Origin of the sequence: Ovoidimarina sediminis (genome assembly GCF_032586175.1) — a bacterium.
GTDB lineage: Bacteria > Pseudomonadota > Alphaproteobacteria > Rhodobacterales > Rhodobacteraceae > Ovoidimarina > Ovoidimarina sediminis.
The window spans coordinates 59212-74195 of the sequence record NZ_JAWHTE010000002.1 but is presented as its reverse complement, the minus strand read 5'-3'; the positions used below and the strand labels follow the sequence as shown (position 1 = coordinate 74195).

Sequence of the window (14984 nt, the reverse complement as noted above, 5' to 3'; positions counted from 1 at the left end):
GTGTCGCTTGCGTTACTCTGCGTCTGTTAGGGAACGGATCACGACGCCATCGGTTGGTGTCGCGAGCGGCTAGGTAGAATAATCGGAAGGCGTACACGAAAATGACACGCAAGGTGACGAAGGCAGTTTTCCCCGTGGCCGGGCTTGGCACCCGATTTCTGCCTGCGACGAAATCGATCCCGAAAGAGATCATGACGCTCGTCGATCGCCCGCTGATCCAGTATGCCATCGACGAAGCACGCGAGGCGGGAATCAGCGAGTTCATCTTCGTCACCTCGCGCGGCAAGAACGCGCTTGAGGATTACTTCGACGCCGCGCCCGAGCTTGAGGCCTCTCTCGAGGAGAAGGGCAAGGATCAGCTTATGAAGGTGCTGGAACGCACCAACATGGATTCCGGCGCCATCGCCTATATCCGGCAGAACCGGCCGCTGGGGCTGGGCCACGCGGTTTGGTGTGCGCGGCGTCTTGTCGGCAGCGAACCGTTTGCCGTGATCCTGACGGATGACGTGATTGCCGGCGACGTGCCTTGCCTGAAACAAATGGTCGATGCCTACGCGGATACCGGCGGCGCGATGGTGGCGGCAATGGAAGTCGCGCCCGAGAAGACGCCCGCCTACGGTATTCTCGACGCGGACGACGCGGGCCCCGACTGCATGCCCATCCGCGGCATGGTGGAAAAGCCCGCGCCGGGAACAGCGCCTTCGAACCTCGCCGTGATCGGGCGCTACATCCTGCCGCCCACGGTGATGGACAGCCTGACCAACGCGACGGCGGGTGCAGGTGGCGAGATACAGCTGACCGATGCGATCGCGAAGGAGATCGAGGCGGGGCGGCCGGTGAACGGCTTCCGCTTCAAGGGCGAACGGTTCGATTGCGGCTCGAAGGCCGGGTATCTTCAGGCGACGGTGGCCTTTGCGCTGGCGCGGGAGGATCTGGGCGACGAGTTGCGCGACTTCCTGCACCGGACGCTTGCGATGAAGACCGCCGCCGAATAGGCGACGCGCCTTAAGGGGGAAGGGGCCTGTGATCGGGGCGACACGATTGCCGCGCGCCGTGCCACTCAAGAACTACCGGCCTGACCGGGGCACGCTCATGTCTCTGCTCAGGGCCTATGCGCTGCGCTGGCGGCGGCGGCGTTTTTGCTGGCGGGCCAGGCGCGCGGCGCGGGATCTGACCACCGTGACGGACCGGACCGACCGGATCGGCGGAAACGCGATCCTGCTGTTCCTCTGCTTTCGCGACGAGATGGAGCGTTTGCCGGCCTTCGTCAGCCATTACCGGGGGCTCGGCGTCGACCATATCCTTGCCGTCGACAACGGCAGCAGCGATGGCAGCGACCGCTTCCTGTCCGAACAGCCCGATGTCTCGCTCTGGCGGACGACGGCGAGTTACCGCGCCTCGCGCTTCGGGATGGATTGGATCAACGCGCTTCTGGGCCGCTACGGGGCCGGGCACTGGTGCCTGACGGTCGATGCCGATGAGCTTTGGATGGGGCCCGCGCGGTTGCCGGATGTGACGGCGGCGCTGGAGCGGGAAGGCCGCGAGGTGCAGGGCGCGCTGATGCTGGAGCTTTACCCGGACGGGCCGCTTGGGGCGCAATCCTTCGGGTCGGGGGACGACCCGCTTCTTCTGCTCAAGGGGTTCGATGCGCGGGGTTACAGCGCCAGGGTGCAGCCACGCTTCGGGCAGCTTTGGGTGCAGGGCGGGCCCAGGGCGCGCGCCTTCTTCCGGGCCCGCCCTGACCACGCGCCGACGCTGAACAAGACGCCGCTGGTGCACTGGCGGAAGGGATATGCCTATGTCAGCTCGACCCATTCGCTTCTGCCGCGCCGCCTGAATGACTGGCGGGGGGGGGAGAACGCGCTGCTTTTGCACACGAAGTTCCTGCCTTCGGTGGTGGAGCGATCCCGGACCGAACGTGCCCGCGGCGAGCATTTCGGCGAACCTGAACTTTACGATGCCTATTACGAAGCGCTCGCGGAAGGTCCCACATTGTGGCATGCCGAAACTGCGGCGTTCGAGGGCTGGGCGCAGGCCAAAGAGCTGGGGTTGACCCGCATCTCCGATCCCGCCTCGCCCGCGCTGGCGGCGATTTACAGCCAAGCCCTGAACGCGTAGTCTTCCGGCAACGAAAAACAGGCGGCCCGCCCATGGTTTCGGCCAAGGCGGCGGGGAAAACAGGCAAAGCGGGCGGTACGCGTGGGCGTGATCGAAGCATATGGGCTGCGGCTGGAACGCAAGCGGTGGCGTATGCGTGCCCGGCGGCGGCGGCGCGATCTGATGCGGGCGGTCGATCGCACACGGTCGATCCGGCCCGACGATATCCTGGTCTTCTCGACCGTCCGGAACGAGATGATCCGGCTGCCCTACTTCTTGCGGTATTACCGCAACCTCGGCGCCCGGCACTTCCTGATCGTCGACAACGGATCGACCGACGGCACTGCGGATTACCTGGCGGAGCAGACGGACGTTTCGCTTTTCCACACCAATGCCAGCTACCGGCGGGCCCGGTACGGCATTGACTGGATGAACTGGCTTCTGAACGCCTATGGGCACGGGCACTGGTGCCTGACGGTCGATCCCGACGAATTCCTGATCTACCCGTTCTGCGACACGCGGCCCCTGCCGGCGCTCACCGACTGGCTTCAGGCCTCCGCGATCCGGTCATTCGGGACGCTTCTTCTTGATCTCTACCCCAAGGGCCCGATCGACGAGGTGGCCTATCACGCGGGCCAGGATCCGCTGGAAATCGCCCACTGGTTCGACAGCGGCAACTACACGATCGAACGCAACTGGCGGCACCGGAACCTCTGGATCCAGGGCGGCCCCCGGGCGAGGATGTTCTTTGCCGACGATCCGCACCAGGCGCCCGCGCTGAACAAGATCCCGCTCGTCAACTGGGACCGGCGCTATGCCTATGTGAGCGGGACGCACATGCTTTTGCCCCGCGGGCTGAACCTGACCTATGACGAATGGGGGGGCGAGAAGGCCTCGGGCGTTCTTCTGCACGCGAAATTCCTGTCGGTCTTCGACGAGAAGGCGCGCGAGGAAACGGTGCGCCGAGAGCACTATGCCGAGGGGCGCGAATACCGTGCCTATCAGGCGCGGGCGAAGGAGCGGCCGATCCTCTGGAACCGGTGGTCGGAACGCTATGTGAACTGGCGCCAGCTTGACGCGCTGGGCTTGATGTCGAAGGGGAACTGGGCGTGAGCCTCGGCTTCGTCATGCTCGTCCACGATCCGCTGCGGCGGGCCGGCCAGGTTTCGCGTCACCTCGCCCGCGTGGGATGCCCGATCGTCATTCACGTGGATGCACGGGTGTCGCGCGCGTCCTACGATACGTTCCGCCGCCAGCTTGAAGAGTTTCCGAACGTCGTTTTCTGCAGGCGCCATGCCTGCGAATGGGGCACGTGGTCGCTTGTCGCCGCGTCGCAAACGGCGTCAGAGATGATGCTGGAGCGCTTTCCCGAGGTGCGTCACGTCTACCTTGTGTCGGGGAGTTGCCTGCCCTTGCGCCCGATTGCCGAGTTGCGCGCCTTCCTCGATACCCATCCCGACACCGATTTCATCGAAAGCGTGACAACACGCGACGTGCCCTGGACGATCGGGGGGTTCGACACCGAACGTTTCGCCTTCAGCTTTCCGTTCTCGTGGAAGCGTCAGCGCCTGTTGTTCGATGCCGCCGTCTGGGTACAGCGCAAGATGCGGCGCCAGAGGAACACGCCCGAGGGCATTGTGCCGCATCTGGGGTCGCAATGGTGGTGCCTGACGCGGAAGACCCTGACGCAGATTTTCGAAGACCCGAAGCGACGGCAGTTCGAACGCTATTTCCGGCGCGTCTGGATCCCCGACGAAAGCTACTATCAGACCCTGATCCGGCGTTATGCGCGGCGGGTGGAAAGCCGGTCTCTGACGCTGTCGAAATTCGATTTCCAGGGCAAGCCGCATATCTTCTACGACGATCACCTGCAGCTTCTGGTGCGGTCGGAGGCGTTCTTCGCGCGGAAGATCTGGCCCGAGGCGGATGCGATCTATGATGCCTTCCTCGACCGGGGGTTGCGGCGCGGCGAAAGCCCCAATCCGGCTAAGATAGACCGTGTTTTCGCCCGTGCGGTGGAGCGGCGCACGCGGGGACGCGCCGGGCTTTACATGCAAAGCCGATTCCCGAACTGGGATTGGGAGAATGGGCGCACCGCCAGCCCCTATCACGTGCTGTCGGGCTTCGGTGATCTGTTCGAAGGGTTCGAGCGCTGGCTTTCGGGGGCGGCGGAATGCCTGGCGCATGGCCACCTGTTCGGGCCGGAGCGGGCCGAGTTCGCGGAGCGGCACAACGTTTTTGCAGGCGGCTTGCCGGACAGCGCGGCGCTGAGGGATCACAACCCGCGCGCCTTTCTGACGAACCTTTTGTGGAACACGCGGGGGGAGCGCCAGTGCTTCCTCTTCGGGCCGCGCGATACCCAGGAAATCGCGGAGTTCGTGGCCTCTGACCCGAACGCCCGGATCATGGTGATCAGCGGGGCCTGGGCCGTGCCGATGTGCCGCTCGAACCGTGATTTTTCGGAACTGCGGGAAGAGGCCGCGCTTCTTCAGAAGACCGAGGCGCGGTATCTCGACATCCTGCGCGGACCGCATGCCAAGGCCCGCACGCGCATCTGGTCGATGGCGGAATTTCTGGAAGACCCGATGCAAAACCTCGTCGACCTGGTCGAAGAGGTGGGCCCACGGCAGGATCACGGGCTGACCGAAGCGCCCCGGATGCGGTCGCTTCAGGGGTTCGGCCGGTTCCTTCAACATCTGCGCAACGAGGGAATGAACCCGCATATCGCTGGTGATTTCACCCTGGTCGACGGGCGGCCCGAGACGCGGAAACGCGCGCGTCCGGCTCTGGTGCGATAGGCCATGGCGCGAAACTTCGACAGCTTCGTGATCCTCGCCGATATGCGCACCGGATCGAACGCGCTTGAGGAGCGGCTGAACGATTATGCCGGGCTGACAAGCCATGGAGAGCTGTTCAATCCCGGCTTCATCGGCAAGCCGGGGACGGAGGCGCTGTTCGGGCTGACGCTGAAGGAGCGCGACGCCGATCCGCTGCGGCTGATCGAGGCGGTGCAGAAGGCGACGAAGGGGCTTGCCGGGTTTCGGCTCTTCTCCGATCACGACCCCCGGATGCTCGACCACGTTCTGTCAGACCGGAAGACTGCGAAGATCATCCTCACGCGCGACCCGCTCGACAGCTATGTTTCGCTGAAGATCGCGCGGGCGACGAACCAGTGGTGGCTGGGCGATCTGAAGCGCGCGAAGAGCGAAAAGGCGCGCTTCGTGCCCGATGAATTCGAAGCCTACCTGGCGGGGCGTGCGGCGCATCTGGGGCGCATTCGCCACCGGCTTAAATCCACCGGGCAGGTGCCGTTCGAAATTCGCTACGAGGAATTGGGCGATGCGGATGTGATTGCGGGCCTCGCGCGGTTTCTGGGTGCGAAGGATCTGGCGGAGGAGACAACCCAGAAGGGACGCGTGCAGAACCCCGTGCCGCTTTCGGAGAAAGTGGTGAACCCTGCCGAGATGAAGGCCGCGCTCGAGGCGCGGGCGCCGGTGGATCTGGATGCGGTGCCGGATTTCGAACCGCCGCGCGGGCCGAACGTGCCCTCTTTCCTGGCGTCGCGGCGGCATCCGCTACTCTACATGCCCGTGAAATGCGCGGCCGATCTCGTGGTGGAGGATTGGCTGGCCGCGCTGGATGGCGGGCCGGCGGAGGCGCTTGAAACCGGGTTCACCCAACGCAAGCTCAGGGGATGGAAGCGCACTGCCGGGACGCACCTGTCGTTTACGGTGGTGGCGCATCCCGTGGCGCGGGCGCATGAGGCGTTCTGCCGGTTCATCCTGCCCACGGGCGATGGGGCTTTCACCGGCATCCGGTCTACGCTTCGGCGCAGCTATGGTGTGCCGCTGCCCGAGGACCCCGCCGATCCCGGTTTCGACACCAAGGCCCACGGTGCCGCTTTCCTGGCGTTCCTGCGCTTTCTCAAGGGAAACCTCAGCGGGCAGACGGCGATCCGGATCGACGGGGCCTGGGCCTCGCAGACGGCGACGGTGCAGGGGATTTCGAGTTTCGGTCCGCCGGACAGGGTGCTTCGGGCCGAGGATCTGGAGGCCGAGCTTGCGGCGATCGCCGCGCGTCTGGGGGCTGATGCCCCACCCTTGCCGCACCACGAGGCTTCGTTCCACGGACTTGACGAGATCTATTCGGGCGTCATCGAGCGGGCGGCGCGGCGGGCCTATCAGAAAGACTACATGATGTTCGGCTACGGGCCCTGGCGGGCGGGTTAGATTGCCTCCCTACCAGTAGGCAGGCCGATCCGGCAAAACCTCGCCGCAGTCGCGGCAGGCCTCGCCATCCGCCGCGTTGCGCGCCATCGTTCCGCAGGCGTTGCAGCGCACCCAGAACCCGTTGTTGCGGTGAAGCGTCCAGACCGAGGTGTAGCCTGCCGAGGCCAACGATCCGTCGTAGAAGAACTTCATCGCCTCCCCGTGGGCGCCTTCCCGCATCAGGCGGCGCGGGGCGTCGGGATCGTTCCAAGCGGTGATCGTGACGAGGCGGTGACCCAGTTTCGCCGTTGTAGCGCCGATGAAGGCCTCCATTCCCAGCATCTCTGTCAGAGCCTCGCGCGAGCGGTTGCGCACTTCTTCGACGCTCTCGTCGTCGCGCGCCTGAAGGTAGGTGACCGAGAAGGCGGCGGGTTCGTCGCGCTTGCCGGTGGAAACGGCGGTCGAGGTGCCGAAGCGGAACGGGCCGATCTCGGAGGGCTGCACGATGATGTCGAGGCCAAGTTGGCGGGGGATGACGCCGCCATCGAAATAGCCGGTCACTGACGCGATTCTGCCCGAGGCATCGAAGGTGAAGAAATCGGCGCCGGGAAGTTCCACCTGCCGGCCGGTGGGCGGCAAGCCGTGATACGACCCGTGGTTGGTACCGCGCATGATCCATTGGGCCGACGCACCATCATCCGAATGCGACGCGATCTCGAAGCCGAGATCGGGAAACACGTTCCAGATCGCCGTGACATAGCCGCGAAGCGCCTCGCCCGAAATCGGCCCGCCCGTTGACGGATCCTGATAGGTTCCGCCCTCGCCCAGTGTCGCCAGGATGGCGTCGGCATCCCTGGCATTCCAGGCGGCGAAATATGTTTCCGCGGTGGTCTTGTGCGACATGGTGTTCCCCCCGTCCCGCAGCCCGGTGCGCGCCGGACTGCCCGTTAGTCCCCTTCGCGCACCGTGGCACGCAGGAGCTTGGCGGATCAACGAAGAAACCATCACTCTCCGTTGGAAAACCGCGCAGCCTTCGCCTCGCGCTCCAGCGTTTCGTAGGCCCCGATCACGAGGTCGCGCAGCCAGCGGTTGCCGGGGTCGGCCGAAAGCCGGCTGCTCCAGAGAAAGCGGAACTCGAAATCGGGCAGGTCGACCGGGGGGTGGCGCACGGCAAGGTCGTAGGTCGCGATGTCGCGGACCATGAAGGGCAGGACGGTTGTCCAGAGCATGTTGGTGCGCGCGATGAGCGGCGCGACACCGGAGAATTCGGAAAGCCGCGCGCCCACCTGTCGGTCCAGCCCGTCACGGCGCAGGTGATCTTCCACCGTCTGACGCCCCGCGCTTGCCATTCCGACCATGACATGCGGCCAGTCGAGCCAGGCCTGCCGGTTCCAGTTGGCAAGCGCGGGGTGGCCCTGCCGCAGGAAGGTCAATCGTTCAAGCGGGGCCATTCGCCGTTCCATCAACCCTTCGGGCAGCGTCTTGTCGGCCCCCATGAGCGCAAGGTCGATCTGTTCGTCCGCCACCGCGGTGAGGATGCCCGCGTCGAGCGAGGCCCATTCGAGCGCGACATGGGGCGCCTCGCGGTTCAGGCGTTCGAAGATCTCTGCGATCAGCGAGGTCATCGCCGGCATGGCGATGCGGAAGACGCGGCGGCTTGTGGCGGGATCGAACGGTTCGGGCGGGGCGAAGGCGCGTTGCACCGCCCGGAGGATCGGGCGCACATCCTCGATCAGGCGAAGCGCGAAGGGGCTGGGCTGCATCCTGCCGCCGACCTTGACGAGGAGGGGATCACCGGCCTGCTCGCGCAGGCGGCCCAGGGCGTGGCTGATGGCGGAGGGGGTCTTGCCAAGCCTGTTCGCCGCTCCGGCGACGCTTCCCTCATCCATAAGCGCCTCGAACGTCACAAGTAAATTCAGGTCGAGCCGATGAAGCTGAATATCGTTCATGCTGAATGAAATCGTTTTTCTAGGTTCCTGATGAATTTGATTTCACAATTCTCCCCACAACACCAGCGAACGGACGTCGGAAGGAGAACGCATCATGGCACTTGAAATCATCGGATCGGGTTTTGGACGGACGGGGACGATGTCGACGAAACTGGCGCTTGAGGCGCTGGGGTTCGGCCCCTGTCACCACATGGTCGAGGTTCTGGGAAACCCCGGGCAGGCGGTGCATTGGGCGGCACTTGCCCGGGGCGAGGAGGTTGACTGGGCGGATGTCTTCGAAGGCTACAGGGCGCAGGTGGACAATCCCGGCGCGGTGTTCTGGCACGAATTGTCGATCGCCTTTCCCGAGGCGAAGGTGATTCACACCGAGCGTCCGGAGGACGAGTGGTGGGAGAGTTATTCGCAGACGATCAACAAGTTCTGGATGCACCGCAAGGGCCTTGCCCTGCCAGCGGAGGTTCAGGCGGTGCTTGATTCGATGGACCGGATCCTCGGGCAGGGCGGCGAGGCGGGGCTCGACCGCGACAGCGCAATCAGGGCCTACCGGCGGAACAACGAGAAGGTGCGCGATACGATCGGGCGCGACAGGCTTCTGGTCTTCACCCCGTCGGAGGGCTGGGATCCGCTGTGCCGTTTTCTCGGCGTGCCGGTGCCCGGCGCGGCTTTCCCGCGCAGCAACGCGCGCGTTGAGTTTTGGGCGATGTTCGGGGGAGAGCCGGCGGCAGCCTGACGGCCTGCCCGTTGTCGGCGACCCGCGCGGTTCAGGCCGCGCGGGTCGATTGTGTGTCGGTCAGAAGCGCATAGAGCGTGGCCGGGTCTTCGTTTGCCCGAAGCTTCACGCACAACGCCGTATCCCGCATCGTGCGCGAGACAAGCGCCAGCGCCTTCAGGTGATCGACGCCCGCATCCTCGGGCGCGAAAAGCGCGAAGACGAGATCGACGGGCAACCGATCGACCGATTCGAATTCCAGCGGTTTGTCGAGCTTGAGAAACACGCCCGAAACGCCGTCGAGCCCGGAGATGCGCGCATGCGGCAGGGCGATGCCGTTGCCGACGCCCGTGGGCCCGAGGCTTTCGCGTTCCTGCAGCGCGTCGAAGGCGCTGCCCGACGGCAGGTCATGGCGGCGTTCGAAGATTTCCCCGATCTCCTGAAACAGGCGTTTCTTGGAGGTGATGCCTGGCAAAGTGCGGACGGCCTCTGGAGAAAGCAGCGACGACAGTTGCATGTCAGATAAATCTCTTTTGCTGAGCTGTTCGGTCAGGTGGTCGCAGAGCGTCAGTCCGGGTCGATCCAGCCGATGTTTCCATCGTCCCGCCGGTACACGATATTCACGCCGTTTTCGCGTTTTTCGTTTCTGAAGACCAAAACGGGCGCCCCGGCGAGTTCCATTTGCATCACGGCCTCTCCGACGGTCAGGGATGGGATCTTGGTTTCCATCTCTGCGATGATCATCGGCTGCAGGCTTTCGGGTTCCTCGGTCTCCGAGTCGTCCGATCCGGCGAGGATATACGAGGCCGCGCCGATATGTTCAACGGGGTCGGTCCGCTCGCGGTGATGATCCTTCAGCCGCCGCTTGTAGCGGCGCAGCTGTTTTTCCAGCTTTTCCGTGCACTTGTCGAAGGCGCTGTAAATCTCTGTCGCCTGCCCCTTGGCCTGGGCCGTCAGGCCGGTGGAGAGGTGAATCGTGCTTTCGCAGACGAATTCGTGTGCGTCCTTGGAAAATATCACCGTCGCGTCCGTAGGCCGGCCCGCGAATTTCTGTGTCACCCCTGTAAGTTCCTGTTCGACATGGGCCTGCAGCGAGGCTCCGATATCGATCTGCTTGCCGCTGATCTGGAAACGCACGATGTCCTCCGTTTTCACGGCCGTGGCGAGGCCCGGCCGGTCTTGTTATTGATCTGATTGAGTGGTGATGCACCGGCTGGCCGGGGTGGTCTTTGTGAAGCGGGCCCCTGATGCGGGGTGCCGGGATCGGCCGAACGGTGCAACATTAAGAGCATTTGGCTGTATCCCGGGCAGGGTTGTCAACGATAACCGGAGTGCCTTGGAACAATGCCGGGGTCACCCCGATATATTGCGTCTTCATAGGCGGTTGCCACAACAAAAGGTTAATGGATCTTGAAGTGCTGGCCAAGGTAGACGCGGCGCACGTTCTCGTCCTCGACGACTTCGGCGGTGGTGCCGCTCATAAGCACCTGGCCGTCATGGAGGATATAGGCCCGGTCCACGATCTCGAGCGTTTCGCGCACGTTGTGATCGGTGATCAGCACCCCGATCCCCCGGTCTTTCAGCTGCCCCACAAGCTGACGGATTTCACCCACCGCGATCGGATCGACCCCGGCGAAGGGTTCGTCGAGAAGAAGGTATTTCGGATCGGCGGCCAGGCAGCGGGCGATTTCCGTCCGTCGCCGTTCGCCCCCCGAAAGCGACAGCGCGGGCGCGCGCCTCAGATGCGTGATCGAGAAATCCGAAAGAAGTTCGTCAAGCCGTTCGTGCCGCTTGATCCGGTCGCGTTCGGTGATCTCGAGGATGGCGAGGATGTTATCCTCGACGCTGAGGCCCCGGAAGATCGACACTTCCTGCGGCAGGTAGCCGATCCCGAGGCGTGCGCGGCGGTACATCGGCAGGGTGGTGACGTCGCGGCCATCGAGGATGACCTGCCCGCCGTCGATCGCGACAAGCCCCGCGATGGCGTAGAAACACGTCGTCTTGCCCGAGCCGTTGGGGCCCAGAAGCGCCACGACCTCGCCTCGGGACAGCGACATCGAGACATCGCGGATCACCGGTCGCTTGCGGTAGCTTTTCCGAAGCCCGATCACCTCGAGCCCCTGGCCACCCGGGGCCACGCGCAGATCGGGTTGGGTGGCCATCAGTTCTGGCTCTGGAAAATCGTACGCACGCGGCCTTCCATCACGCCGGTGCCGGCGCCCAGATCGACGGTCAGCCGTTCGCCCGAAATCACGCTCGGGCCCTGCGTCAGGACGACATCGCCGGTCATCACCAGCGTTCCCGCCTCGGGGCTGTAGACGGCATCGCTGGCTTCCGCGGCATCCGAGCCATTGGCGAAGGTCACGCCGCCGGAGGCGATCATTTCGCTGATTTCCGTGCGCCCGCCATCGCCGGTTTCCCCATAGCTGACGCGGATATTCCCGGCCGCCAGCCGCATTGCGCCCTGGATGACGATGACGTTGCCGTCGAAGATCGCAACGCCTGCCTCGTTTTCGACCGACAGGTTGTCAGAAGTCACTTCGACCGGCAGGCTCGTGTCGTGCTGAAGGCTGCCGAGGGTGATGCCGGTGCCCTGGCCGATGGCCACGACGGGGGTCAGCGCAAGCGCGATTCCCAATGCCCAGATCCGTCCCATGCCACGCACACCCTTCATTGCCGCGGTTGATATACCAGCTTCACGCCGCCGTTGAAAACCATAAGCTCAGAGCCCAAGCTGCCTTCGGCTTCGCCCAGCCGCATGCCCCCTGCTTCCAGCACGCCGAAGGGCGCCTCGCCGCGCACCGCGCCGCCGGTTTCGGCGAAGGTGCTGTCGAGTTTCAGGCGCAGGGCGTCGGAGAGCATATGAAACCCGTCCGACGTATCGACCGAGACGATGCCGGACAGCTCCGCCTCGTCGACCGAGAAATTCACCCGCCCGCCCGGCGCCGTGGCCTGAAAGACGCGGCCGGAACGCGTTTCGATCCGACCCGCGACGTTCGAGATATCGAGCCAGCCCTCGTCTTCCTCCGACGGCGTGACTTCGCGTGCGGTGAGTTTCACGCGGGCGCCGTCATCGGTGAGTGCCTGGTATTCGGGCGCGGCGATGCGCTGATCGGGGGCGTCGGTCTCGCCGGTCATCAGGAAGGGGATGTCGCGCACGTCCTCGTTCTCGCGAGCGAAGAACACGACGCTCGAAAGAATGCTGAGCGCCGCGAGTGGCAGCAGGATCTTCATCCAGGCCACGAGGCGGGAATGGAAGTTCTCGTATCGCCGACGCATCGCCCCCGGGGCACCTCCCTAATGGGCGAAGATATCCGTTTCGGGCCAGCCCGCGAGGTCGAGCCGGGCGCGGGTGGGCAGGAAATCGAACGCGGCCTGGGCTAGGTCGGTGCGGCCTTCACGGGCAAGCCGGGCGTCGAGCGCCTCGCGCAGCTTGTGCAGGTAAAGCACATCGGAGGCGGCATAGGCGAGTTGCGCCTCGGTCAGTTCCTCCGCCCCCCAATCCGACATCTGCTGCTGTTTCGAAATATCGATGCCGAGAAGTTCGTCGAGCAGGAATTTCAGCCCGTGCCGGTCGGTATAGGTGCGCACGAGCTTCGAAGCGATCTTGGTGCAATAGACCGGCGCGGCCAGCGCGCCGAACCGGTGATAGATCGCAGCGATATCGAATCGCCCGAAATGGAAGAGCTTCAGCACATCCGGATCGGTGACGAGCCGTGCGAGGTTCGGGGCCTCTGTCTGATCCCTGCCGATCTGCACGATATGCCCGTCGCCGTCGCCGCCCGAAAGCTGTACGACGCAAAGACGGTCGCGATGGGGGTTCAGCCCCATGGTTTCACAGTCGATCGCGACGACAGGGCCAAGATCCAGGCCATCGGGAAGGTCGTACTTGTAAAGGTGATTTGTCACGGGCCTTGCCTTCTTAAGCTGGAAGGCTGGTGCCCAGGAGAGGCAGCCAACCCCTATATCTTGATGCCCCAGGATGTTCCGGGACGCCGTACTTTTCAACAAAAAAAGGGCTTTCAGTGCCCCATCGCATTTCGTACTATCCCAATGCACCCCATATATAGAGGGGGATTGGAAAGGGGATAGACGTGAAGCACGCGCTTCATCGCCTCACCGCCACCAAAGCCAAGTCAGCCGATGCAGGCAAGTATTCTGATGGCGGAGGTTTATGGCTCTATAAGCGGCGCGATGGGGGCGCACAATGGGTTCTGAGATACACCCTTTTTGGCCGGCGCCATGAGATGGGCCTAGGGCGATTCCCGGATGTGAGCCTAAAGGAGGCACGTGAGGAAGCCGAGAAATGGCGAGCCGTCGTCCGGCAGGGCAAAGATGCCATCAAGGAGCGGGAGCGGCAGCGCCGCGAGGCCGAGCGCAATATGCACCTTCTTCGAGACATAGCTGCCGATGCGTTTGAAAGCCGCAAGGCCGAGCTTAAGGCCGATGGCAAGGCAGGGCGGTGGTTTACGCCACTTGAACTTCACGTTCTTCCAAAGCTAGGCGGGATGCCCATCGCCGAGATTGACCAGCGCGATATTCGCGACACCCTCGCCCCCATCTGGCATGCGAAAGCGGATACCGCCCGAAAGGCCATGAACAGGTTGAACATCTGCCTGCGGCATGCTGCAGCCTTGGGGTTAGATGTGGACCTGCAAGCCACCGATAAGGCCAAGGCTCTTCTCGGTAAGCAGCGTCATACCGTCCAGCACGTGCCGTCTATGGCTTGGCAGGACGTGCCAGCTTTCTATCAAAGCCTGTCTGGCGGCTCGGTCACGGAACTCGCGCTGCGCCTTCTCATCCTCACTGCAGTGCGCTCTTATCCCCTGCGCCATATCCACGAGGACCAAATCGACGGGGATGTATGGACCATTCCGGCAACATCGATGAAGGGCCGCGTTGGCACGACATCCGATTTCCGGGTCCCTCTATCCGACGAGGCTGTGAGGGTCATTGACGAGGCGCGCAAGCTGTCTCGTGGCGGCTACCTGTTTCCGGGCGTCCGGACGGGCGTGATTTCCGACATGACGATGAGTGCTTTTATGAAGCGCCGCGGGCTTGAGGCGCGCCCCCATGGCTTCAGGTCCAGTTTCAGAGATTGGTGTGCAGAGGCGACGAATACGCCGCGCGAAGTGGCCGAGACGTCGCTGGGGCATGTTTCAGGCGGCGCGGTAGAGCGCGCGTATCGCCGAACGGATTATCTGGAGCAAAGGCGGGCACTGATGGAGAGTTGGGGCGAATTGGTTTGCAAGAACTCTCATCGGTGAGAAGGGCATAGTATGTCCAATAAGAACTATCGGCGTGCCGTTGACTGGGTCGTAGACAGCATTCAAGGAAACGAGCAGCCGCTAACGCACCTGGAAGAGAAGCGCAAAGACGACATCATCACGTTTCAAGCATTCATTGGCCGCCGGGTTTTTCAAGTCGAGTCCATCGAACACGAAAACGAGTACGGACCAACACACTACGATACGCTCCCTCACCAGGCAGCATTGGCGATTGCGAAGTTCTCCGAGAGCGCTCCAAAAGTTTTCGACTACGCCATTGAGATTTGTGCCAGGAACGTGATTGCGGGGAAACCAGTTCCACTCGGCCTCCGGTTTCTTGCGGCCGATGTTCTAAAAGGTAAAGCCAAGAGACCCACACCGCGCCATCGCGAGAGTAATCCGGACTTCTTGCGGCTTATGACGATCCATGATTTTGTTTTAGACGTCGAAAGTCTATTTCACTTGTCAATAACACGAAACGACGTATCGCCGGGAATCAGTGCCTGCGATGCCGTAGCTGAAGGTCTATCTGAGGCTGGATATGACACCAAATACTCTTTGCTAAAAGACCTCATGGTTCATCAACGGTTCCACCTCGTTCGGAAACAAATTGAGGTAGCAAGACAGGTGCTTCAGACAGATTGGCAGGCTGTCGACTGGGACTCCCACGAGTCTGTTACAAACGCCCTTTCGAAATCAGGTTTGTTAGAAGCCGAGACTTAATCCTTGGGCAACGATTAAGTGAAGGCTTCCA

The 14984-nt window shown here is 63.3% G+C and carries 16 protein-coding genes; 8 read left to right on the top strand and 8 right to left on the bottom strand.

Annotated features, from left to right (window positions below):
* Positions 1-101: 101 nt before the first annotated feature.
* From RXV90_RS03295 to RXV90_RS03275, 5 genes are all read left to right on the top strand, one after another.
* Positions 102-995, top strand: a complete 894-nt coding sequence (locus RXV90_RS03295; RefSeq protein ID WP_316646859.1) for a UTP--glucose-1-phosphate uridylyltransferase — start codon at positions 102-104, stop codon at positions 993-995.
* 58 nt (positions 996-1053) lie between these two features.
* Positions 1054-2118: a glycosyltransferase family 2 protein gene (locus RXV90_RS03290; protein ID WP_316646858.1), complete on the top strand. Its 1065-nt coding sequence runs from the start codon at positions 1054-1056 to the stop codon at positions 2116-2118.
* Between the two features lie 132 nt (positions 2119-2250).
* The gene (locus RXV90_RS03285; RefSeq protein ID WP_410482339.1) at positions 2251-3210 is read left to right on the top strand and encodes a glycosyltransferase family 2 protein; all 960 of its coding nucleotides are present in this window, start codon (positions 2251-2253) and stop codon (positions 3208-3210) included.
* The gene (locus RXV90_RS03280; RefSeq protein ID WP_316646856.1) at positions 3207-4895 is read left to right on the top strand and encodes a DUF5927 domain-containing protein; all 1689 of its coding nucleotides are present in this window, start codon (positions 3207-3209) and stop codon (positions 4893-4895) included. The genes RXV90_RS03285 and RXV90_RS03280 overlap by 4 nt, the downstream gene beginning before the upstream one ends.
* 3 nt (positions 4896-4898) lie before the next feature.
* Positions 4899-6326, top strand: a complete 1428-nt coding sequence (locus RXV90_RS03275; protein ID WP_316646854.1) for a nodulation protein NodH — start codon at positions 4899-4901, stop codon at positions 6324-6326.
* Between the two features lie 9 nt (positions 6327-6335).
* Here RXV90_RS03275 and RXV90_RS03270 read toward each other — a convergent pair whose 3' ends face one another.
* Together RXV90_RS03270 and RXV90_RS03265 are read right to left on the bottom strand one after the other, a co-directional pair.
* Positions 6336-7208, bottom strand: a complete 873-nt coding sequence (locus RXV90_RS03270) for an ester cyclase (RefSeq protein ID WP_316646853.1) — start codon at positions 7206-7208, stop codon at positions 6336-6338.
* Between the two features lie 101 nt (positions 7209-7309).
* Positions 7310-8254 carry a LysR family transcriptional regulator gene (locus tag RXV90_RS03265; protein ID WP_316646851.1) on the bottom strand — a complete coding sequence of 315 codons (945 nt, stop codon included), beginning with the start codon at positions 8252-8254 and terminating at the stop codon, positions 7310-7312.
* Positions 8255-8348: 94 nt separating this feature from the next.
* Between RXV90_RS03265 and RXV90_RS03260 the strand changes: the two genes are divergently transcribed.
* Entirely contained in the window at positions 8349-8984 is a 636-nt protein-coding gene (locus RXV90_RS03260) for a sulfotransferase family protein (protein WP_316646850.1), read from the top strand.
* Positions 8985-9015: 31 nt separating this feature from the next.
* Here the strand turns inward: RXV90_RS03260 and RXV90_RS03255 are convergent, their stop codons facing one another.
* The 6 genes from RXV90_RS03255 to RXV90_RS03230 form a co-directional block, all read right to left on the bottom strand.
* Positions 9016-9480, bottom strand: a complete 465-nt coding sequence (locus RXV90_RS03255) for a PTS sugar transporter subunit IIA (protein WP_316646849.1) — start codon at positions 9478-9480, stop codon at positions 9016-9018.
* Between the two features lie 50 nt (positions 9481-9530).
* Complete coding sequence (gene hpf, locus RXV90_RS03250) at positions 9531-10100, bottom strand: ribosome hibernation-promoting factor, HPF/YfiA family (RefSeq protein ID WP_316646848.1); 570 nt, start codon at positions 10098-10100, stop codon at positions 9531-9533.
* Between the two features lie 263 nt (positions 10101-10363).
* Positions 10364-11125: an LPS export ABC transporter ATP-binding protein gene (lptB, locus tag RXV90_RS03245; protein WP_316646847.1), complete on the bottom strand. Its 762-nt coding sequence runs from the start codon at positions 11123-11125 to the stop codon at positions 10364-10366.
* Complete coding sequence (locus tag RXV90_RS03240; RefSeq protein WP_316646846.1) at positions 11125-11619, bottom strand: LptA/OstA family protein; 495 nt, start codon at positions 11617-11619, stop codon at positions 11125-11127. The genes lptB and RXV90_RS03240 overlap by 1 nt, the downstream gene beginning before the upstream one ends.
* Before the next feature lie 14 nt (positions 11620-11633).
* Positions 11634-12242 (bottom strand): LPS export ABC transporter periplasmic protein LptC, encoded by a 609-nt coding sequence (lptC, locus tag RXV90_RS03235; RefSeq protein ID WP_316646845.1) that lies wholly within the window; start codon positions 12240-12242, stop codon positions 11634-11636.
* Between the two features lie 18 nt (positions 12243-12260).
* Entirely contained in the window at positions 12261-12872 is a 612-nt protein-coding gene (locus RXV90_RS03230) for a ribonuclease D (RefSeq protein WP_316646844.1), read from the bottom strand.
* A gap of 185 nt (positions 12873-13057) precedes the next feature.
* On the opposite strand from RXV90_RS03230, the gene RXV90_RS03225 reads away from it, so the two are divergent.
* The gene (locus RXV90_RS03225; protein WP_316646843.1) at positions 13058-14230 is read left to right on the top strand and encodes a tyrosine-type recombinase/integrase; all 1173 of its coding nucleotides are present in this window, start codon (positions 13058-13060) and stop codon (positions 14228-14230) included.
* 12 nt (positions 14231-14242) lie between these two features.
* Positions 14243-14953 carry a hypothetical protein gene (locus RXV90_RS03220; protein ID WP_316646842.1) on the top strand — a complete coding sequence of 237 codons (711 nt, stop codon included), beginning with the start codon at positions 14243-14245 and terminating at the stop codon, positions 14951-14953.
* Positions 14954-14984 lie beyond the last annotated feature (31 nt).

What these genes read in the sequence shown, in the direction of transcription:
- RXV90_RS03295 (WP_316646859.1), top strand. Translation starts at nt 102, where the DNA reads ATGACACGCAAGGTGACGAAGGCAGTTTTCCCCGTGGCCGGGCTTGGC.
- RXV90_RS03285 (WP_410482339.1), top strand. Translation starts at nt 2,251, where the DNA reads ATGCGTGCCCGGCGGCGGCGGCGCGATCTGATGCGGGCGGTCGATCGC.
- RXV90_RS03275 (WP_316646854.1), top strand. Translation starts at nt 4,899, where the DNA reads ATGGCGCGAAACTTCGACAGCTTCGTGATCCTCGCCGATATGCGCACC.
- RXV90_RS03270 (WP_316646853.1), bottom strand. Translation starts at nt 7,208, where the DNA reads ATGTCGCACAAGACCACCGCGGAAACATATTTCGCCGCCTGGAATGCC.
- RXV90_RS03265 (WP_316646851.1), bottom strand. Translation starts at nt 8,254, where the DNA reads ATGAACGATATTCAGCTTCATCGGCTCGACCTGAATTTACTTGTGACG.
- RXV90_RS03260 (WP_316646850.1), top strand. Translation starts at nt 8,349, where the DNA reads ATGGCACTTGAAATCATCGGATCGGGTTTTGGACGGACGGGGACGATG.
- RXV90_RS03255 (WP_316646849.1), bottom strand. Translation starts at nt 9,480, where the DNA reads ATGCAACTGTCGTCGCTGCTTTCTCCAGAGGCCGTCCGCACTTTGCCA.
- lptB (WP_316646847.1), bottom strand. Translation starts at nt 11,125, where the DNA reads ATGGCCACCCAACCCGATCTGCGCGTGGCCCCGGGTGGCCAGGGGCTC.
- RXV90_RS03240 (WP_316646846.1), bottom strand. Translation starts at nt 11,619, where the DNA reads ATGGGACGGATCTGGGCATTGGGAATCGCGCTTGCGCTGACCCCCGTC.
- lptC (WP_316646845.1), bottom strand. Translation starts at nt 12,242, where the DNA reads ATGCGTCGGCGATACGAGAACTTCCATTCCCGCCTCGTGGCCTGGATG.
- RXV90_RS03220 (WP_316646842.1), top strand. Translation starts at nt 14,243, where the DNA reads ATGTCCAATAAGAACTATCGGCGTGCCGTTGACTGGGTCGTAGACAGC.